Source organism: Pararhodospirillum oryzae, assembly GCF_007992075.1.
GTDB lineage: Bacteria > Pseudomonadota > Alphaproteobacteria > Rhodospirillales > Rhodospirillaceae > Pararhodospirillum > Pararhodospirillum oryzae.
Map to the genome: position 1 here is coordinate 1 of NZ_BJZO01000101.1, position 6,674 is coordinate 6,674.

Sequence of the window (6,674 nt, forward strand, 5' to 3'; positions counted from 1 at the left end):
CGCCCGGCGCTTGCATCGAAAAAACTCCGGGGCAATCGGTTCACCCGATTGCTCCGAGGGACTTCCATCCGCAAGAACACGCCCACGCCGGGCCCACGGCACGAAAAAGGCCGGTCCGCGAGAACGGACCGGCCCTTTCCAGACGAGAAAAACGTCGTGGAACAGGTTACTTCCGGGCGGTGTGGGTCTGGCAGCTGGCCGGCTGCATGGCGAAGGGCAAGCTCGCGGAAACGAACTCGACCAGCTTCCCGTCGGGCACCTGGCCCAGGGCCTCGAACACTGCCCGGCTTTCCGTGCAATAGGCCTGGCGGTCGGTCATCGAGCGCTGCGAGGCCTGGTTGGCCATGCGGGTCACGTAGGCGTTCATCTCGCGCTTGGCGGCGCCACCGTACTGACGGCTGAAATAGCTGGTCAGGGATTTGCCCTGCGTCGTCAGATCCTTCTGGAAATTACCCACGAACTGATTGTACTGCGCGGACTGCCCGCACGACAGCGCGGCAACCATCAGGTGGCTTTGCAAGGTGCGCACGGACAGCGCCGCGTCGTCCTTGGACAGCGTGCAGTTCGCCGCCGCCTGGCCCGGAGTCCCCACCACGGTGGCAAGACCCAGGGCAGCCAGCCCGGCGACGGCGACAAGACGAGCGCGAAGGGTCACCGACCCGCGACGACGCGAGCCGGAGAGGAGAAAATGAGCCATGGGTGGCGTCCTCCGGGGAGCATGAAACTGGCGAATCCCTAGCACAACACAGGGCCCTTGGCCAGTTTTCTTACGGTCGAATCTGAAGAAGTCCGGCTTAGTTCGCGCGCTGGTTTGGTCGTTGCGCCGGCGCGCCCTCCCGGGCACCCTTGATGCGGTGCGATAAAGCCGTTGCCGCGCCCCGGGCACGCGGTCGGATCCGCTGGCCCGGGTTCTCGCACAGGGCCAAAAAAAAGGAAACCGCTTTTCGGCGAAACAAAGCTAAAAAGTGGATAACGCGCGCCGGGTCCCCCTTCGATGCCCGGCGCCCTTGAGCCCCCAGGCCCAGCCGGGCGGGGGATTCGTTGACGGGAGTCCGCTGATGACAGTTTACCAAGCGCCCATCGCCGATCTGACCTTGGCGCTCCACACGGCCGGGCTGGCCGAGGTCACCGCCCTGCCCGGCTGCGAGGAGGTCGGCGAGGATCTGGTCTGCGCCATCCTGGAGGAAGCCGGCAAGCTGGCCGCCGGCGTGCTGGCCCCCCTGAACCCGGTGGGCGACCGCCAGGGCTGTCACCTGGAGGACGGCCGGGTGATCACGCCCGAGGGCTTTCCCGACGCCTACCGCCAGTTCTGCGAAGGCGGCTGGAACGGCGTGCCCTTCGATCCCGAATACGGTGGTCAGGGCCTGCCCTGGCTGATTGCCACCGCCTTGCAGGAAATCTGGCAGGCCGCCAACATGGCCTTCGGCCTCGCCCCCATGCTGACCGCCGGCGCGGTGGAGCTGCTGAGCCGCCACGGCTCCGATGCCCAGAAGGCCCTGTGGCTGCCCCGCCTGATCAGCGGCGAATGGTCGGGCACCATGAACCTGACCGAGCCCCAGGCCGGATCCGACCTCGCGGCCGTGCGCACCCGCGCCGAGCCCGCCCCCGATCTGGGCCCCGACCAGTACCGGGTGTTCGGCACCAAGATCTTCATCACCCACGGCGATCAGGACATGAGCGCCAACATCGTGCACATGGTGCTGGCGCGCCTGCCCGATGCCCCCCCGGGCATCAAGGGGATTTCGCTGTTCATCGTGCCCCGCCTGCTGGTGGACGCCGAGGGCACCCTGGGCGCCGCCAACGACGTGCGCTGTGTCTCGCTGGAACACAAGCTGGGCATCCATGGCAGCCCCACCTGCGTGATGGCCTTTGGCGATCAGGGGGGCGCGATCGGCACCTTGGTGGGCGAGGCCAACCGGGGCATCGAATACATGTTCACCATGATGAACAACGCCCGGCTCGCGGTGGGTGTCCAGGGCGTGGGCGTGGCCGAACGCGCCTGCCAGGCCGCGCTGGCCTATGCCGGCGAGCGGGTGCAAGGCCCCGACGTGGTCACCCGCAAGCCGGAGTCCGTGACCATCGTCCATCATCCCGACGTGCGCCGCTCGCTGATGACCATGCGCGCCCTGACCCAGGCCGCGCGTCTGATCACGCTTGCCACCGCCGCCGCCCTGGATGGCGCCGACCGCCATCCCGACCCCGAGGCCCGGGCCCGGGCCGAGGCGCGCGCCGCCCTGCTCACCCCCATCGCCAAGGGCTGGTCCACCGACATCGCCGTCACGGTGGCCAACATGGGCATTCAGGTGCACGGGGGCATGGGATACGTGGAGGAAACCGGCGCGGCCCAGCTGCTGCGCGACGCGCGGATCACGCCGATCTACGAAGGCACCAACGGCATCCAGGCCCTTGACCTGATCGGACGCAAGACCGCGCGCGACAAGGGGGCCGCCCTCTCGGCCCTGCTGGCCGACATGCGCGCGACCCAGGCCCGCGCCCGCGACACCTGGCCCGCCCTCGCCGACGGGCTGGGCCGGGGCCTCGACGACCTGGAAGCCGCGCGCGCGTGGGTGCTGGAGCATGCCGATCCGGTCTCGCTCCAGGCCGGCGCCACGCCCCTGCTGGCCCTGGCCGGGCTCGCGACCGGTGCCTGGCTGCTGCTGGAACAAGCCCTCAAGGCCGCGACCCTGGCTCCGTCCCGGGCCGAGGCGCACCGGGTCACGGCGTCGTTCTTCATCGGCCACCTGCTGCCGGCCACCAGCGGCCACCGCGAAGCCCTGAAGGCCGGCCCCGCCGATCTGATGGCCCTGTCGCCCGACGATCTGGCGTCCCGGTAATCCCAAACCGCCGGGCGTGGGAGTCGGTTTGCACACCCCCTCCCCCTGTGCAACCAGACGAGTTCCACGCCCGGCTTCCTTGGGAGAACCTTGCTTCGCGCAAACCATGTTTCATACCATGGAATACAATCAAACAGACACTTCGCGGGCCTTTTTTCGCGGCGCGGACTCGAAAGGCCGTGAACACACACCAAGACCGGGTTTTAATAAACAAGAGGGGGGAGATTTCCCGTCGGCCGGCAGGCGGATGGGCCAATGGAATATGGCAAAGGGATAGCCATGACCCCTCCCACGTCTTCCTTGCGCGCGCGGTTGGTTCGGCTGGGCCGTGATCTTTCCCTGGGACACAAGATTACCCTGGGCTTCGGCATGATCGTGGTCTTGCTGATCGGCCTGGGCGGCGGGGGCGCCTTTGGCCTGTTCCTGGCCAGCCGCCAGGTGGATCAGCTCGACAGCCTGAGCGCGGCCCGTTTCCAACTGGATGAGGCCGAAGCCCGCCTGCAAAAGGACGTGCGCGCCGGCTTGAGGCTGTTTCAGGCCACGGGATCGCCCGATCAACTGGGACAGGCCCCGGCCGCCCTTGACGCGGTGGCGGCCACCTCGCGCGCCGTGGCCCCCCTGGTCGGCGCCGAGGACCGGGCGGTGCTGGCCTCCCTGGACGGGCAGTTGCAGACCCTGGGCGCGGGGATTGCCTCGCTGGTCGCGGTGCAAAAGGACGTGGACGAGGCCTTCGCCGCCGCCCGCGCGCAAGGCGCGATCCTGGAACAGCTGTTCGCCGAACTGATCGCCGACGCGGTGGCCACCAATTCCGCCAACACCGTGCATCTGGCGCAGGAAGCCCGGATTCGCCTGATCTCGGCGCGCATGACCGCCGACGCCTACTTCCTGCGCTCCGACGTGGTCGATTTCGGCACGATCTTCAATGGCCTGGACACGGTCGAGGCCAAGATCCGCTCCCTTCGGCGCATTCTTCGCGGCACCCCGGGCGAGGCGCGCCTGGAGCAGGCCGCCCAGGGCGTGGGCACGTATCGCAAGGCCCTGGAACACGCCCGCGCCACGCTGGATGCCCGCACCGCCACCGTGGACGAGCGCCTGTTGCCGGCCGAGCGCGAAACGGCCACCGCCATGCGCACCGTGCGCGCCCATGCCTCGACCGTGCAACAGGATGTCTCGGAAGCGATTGCCCGCAACATGAGCGCCAACGTCACCTTGAGCCTGGGGGTCTCGGGGGCGGTGGTGGCCATCGCGGTGGTGCTGGCCGTGCTGCTGGGCCGGGCCATTGTCGGGCCCATGGGCCGCCTGATCGCCACCTTGGAACGCCTGGACGCCAAGAAACTGGACGAACCGGTGCCCGATACCGGGCGCGGCGACGAAATCGGCCGGGTGGCCGGCGCCCTGGAACACTTCCGCCAGGCCTTGCTGTCGTCGGCGGCGCTGGAAGCGGAAAAGGCGCGCGAGCAGGCCGCGCTGGCCGAGCGCACCCGCGCCCTGGCCGACCTCAACGCCGCGTTCAAGGAAACCGCGAACACCCAACTGGCCGCCACCGGGGCCCAGGTCACCGCCTTGCGCACCCTGGCCGACGAGGTCGACGGCCTGTCGCGCCAGACCGACGAAGCGGCGGGCAGCGCGGCCCAGGCGGTGGATCAGACCAGCCGCGACACGGAACAGGTGGCCGCGACCGCCAGCGCCCTGGCCGACAAGGTACGGGAAATCTCGCGCCAGGTGGCCCACTCGGCCGAATCGGCGACCGAGGCCGCCGCCCTGGCCCAGGGCGCGGTGGCCACGGTGGACGGCCTGTCCCAGGATGCCGAACGCATCGGCGAGGTGGTGGACCTGATCACCGCCATCGCGGCCCAAACCAATCTTCTGGCCCTCAACGCCACCATCGAGGCCGCCCGGGCCGGCGAGGCGGGCAAGGGCTTCGCCGTGGTCGCGAACGAAGTGAAATCCCTGGCCGGCCAGACCAGCCACGCCACCGGCGAGATTGGCCAGCGGGTGATGGCGGTCCAGGCCAAGACCCGCGACACGGTGGCGGGGATCCGCGCCATCGCCGACGCCATCGCCGAGGTGCGCACCACCGCCGCCGTCCTCGCCCAGGCGATCGAGGAACAGGGCATGGCCACCGGCGAGATCGCCCAAACCGTGCAGTCGGTGGCCGACGGCACCCAGGCCGCCGCCACCAATGTGCAGTCCCTGCGCAGCACGGCCGAGGGCACCCGGCGCCGGGCCGGGGGCCTGGCCGACGCCGTGACCCGCCTGGCCCGGGAAACCGAAACCCTGCAAGCCGCCATCGACCGCTTCCTGGCCCAGGTCAGCGCCGTGTGAGCCCATGCCCCGCGCCGCCTTCCCACCCCCGTCCCGGCTGCCCGCCCCGGGCGAAGGCGGGTCGCCTTGGCCGGGCGGCGCCTACCAGGGCAGGCGCCCCTGATCGTTGGCGAATGTGCCGGTGGGGCCGTCGTCTTCCAGCAAGGCCAGGCGCAGGGCGATCACCGCCGCTTGTTCCGGCGAGCGCGACCCGGTGAAATTCGTGGCTTCCGTCGCCGTGAAGCCCGGGCACATGGCGTTGACCTTGATCCCCCGGTCCGCCAGCAAGCCGGCATAGGAAAGGGTGAGGGAATTCACCGCCGCCTTGGACGCCTGATAGGTGGGCATGACCGTGGTCGCGTATTCCCACGTCGGGGTGCCACGCAGCCCGAACGAGGCCAGTTCCGACGACACGTTGACAATGCGCGGGTGCGCCGAGCCGGCCAGCAGCGGCACCATGGCCTCGGTCAGGCGCACGGTGCCCACCACGTTGACCGCAAGCGTGCGCTGCATCCGCTCGACCACCGGCAAGGAAGGATCGTAATCCAGCGCGATGCCGGCGTTGTTGACCAGGATGTCCAGGGAGCCGTATTCCCCCGCGATCAGTTGGGCCACGTTGGAGACACTGGTTTCGCTGGTGATGTCGAGCGGCACCGGGCACACCGAAAGCCCTTCCTCGCGCAAGGGCGAGCACGCCGCCTCGCCCCGCGCCAGATCGCGGCAGCCCATCAGCACCCGCACGCCCTCGCGCGCGAGACCGGCCACGATGGCAAGGCCGATGCCGCGGTTGGCTCCGCTGACCAGGGCCAGAGACTGTTTTTCTTCCATAGCGATATCCGCTCCATGGGCCGGAAGTCCGTGCCACGTCCGCGCGCACGCCTCCGGCGGGCACCCCGGCAAGCCCTGGCCGGAGAGCTTGCGCCAGCAAGCCGACACGGGGTATAGGACCTCAACCTTACTTGAGGTCAACCGGAAAGAACGGGGAGTATCGCGCGATGACAGCCCCCACGCAGCCGGCCCCGCTCCTTGGCGTGGGCGAGGTGGCGGCGCGCAGCGGCGTGAGCGTGTCCACGCTCCATTTCTATGAAAGCAAGGGACTGATCGCCGCGTCGCGCAGCCCGGGCAACCAGCGCCGCTATGGACGCGATGTTTTGAGGCGGATCGCGATCATCCGCGCGGCGCAGCGGCTGGGCCTGCCTCTTTCCGAAATCAGCGGGCTGCTGAAGCCGTTTCCGCCCGGGGTTTCCCCCTCGACGGCCGACGTGCGCCAGATGGTTGCCCAGTGGCGCGTGGCGCTGCAAGCGCGCATCGACGGCCTCACGGAACTGCGCGACCACCTGGACGGCTGCATCGGCTGCGGCTGTTTGTCGCTGGAGGACTGCCCCTTGCGCAATCCCGACGATCAGCTGGGCCGGGCGGGCACCGGCCCCTTGCTGCTGACCAAGGGGCTTCCCCCGCCCCCGCCCGACGACGGGCCCTGACCCCCTGGAACATTTTCAGCTGAAATGGACACCATTTCGGCTGAAAATGCGATAA

At 69.3% G+C, this 6,674-nt stretch carries 5 protein-coding genes; 3 read left to right on the forward strand and 2 right to left on the reverse strand.

What is annotated here, in order from left to right:
• Positions 1-166: 166 nt before the first annotated feature.
• The gene (locus ROR02_RS14370; protein ID WP_246135563.1) at positions 167-697 is read right to left on the reverse strand and encodes a hypothetical protein; all 531 of its coding nucleotides are present in this window, start codon (positions 695-697) and stop codon (positions 167-169) included.
• A gap of 361 nt (positions 698-1,058) precedes the next feature.
• Between ROR02_RS14370 and ROR02_RS14375 the strand changes: the two genes are divergently transcribed.
• Both ROR02_RS14375 and ROR02_RS14380 read left to right on the forward strand, forming a co-directional pair.
• A complete protein-coding gene (locus tag ROR02_RS14375) occupies positions 1,059-2,834 on the forward strand; it encodes an acyl-CoA dehydrogenase (RefSeq protein ID WP_147164737.1) in 1,776 nt (591 codons plus the stop codon).
• A gap of 279 nt (positions 2,835-3,113) precedes the next feature.
• On the forward strand, positions 3,114-5,159 hold the full coding sequence (locus ROR02_RS14380; RefSeq protein WP_170245133.1) for a methyl-accepting chemotaxis protein: 2,046 nt from the start codon (positions 3,114-3,116) through the stop codon (positions 5,157-5,159).
• A gap of 81 nt (positions 5,160-5,240) precedes the next feature.
• Here the strand turns inward: ROR02_RS14380 and ROR02_RS14385 are convergent, their stop codons facing one another.
• The gene (locus tag ROR02_RS14385) at positions 5,241-5,966 is read right to left on the reverse strand and encodes an SDR family oxidoreductase (RefSeq protein WP_147164739.1); all 726 of its coding nucleotides are present in this window, start codon (positions 5,964-5,966) and stop codon (positions 5,241-5,243) included.
• Positions 5,967-6,133: 167 nt separating this feature from the next.
• Here ROR02_RS14385 and soxR point away from each other — a divergent pair, with 167 nt between their 5' ends.
• Positions 6,134-6,619, forward strand: coding sequence for a redox-sensitive transcriptional activator SoxR (soxR, locus tag ROR02_RS14390; RefSeq protein ID WP_147164740.1), 486 nt, complete (start codon positions 6,134-6,136; stop codon positions 6,617-6,619).
• The last annotated feature ends 55 nt before the right edge of the window (positions 6,620-6,674 follow it).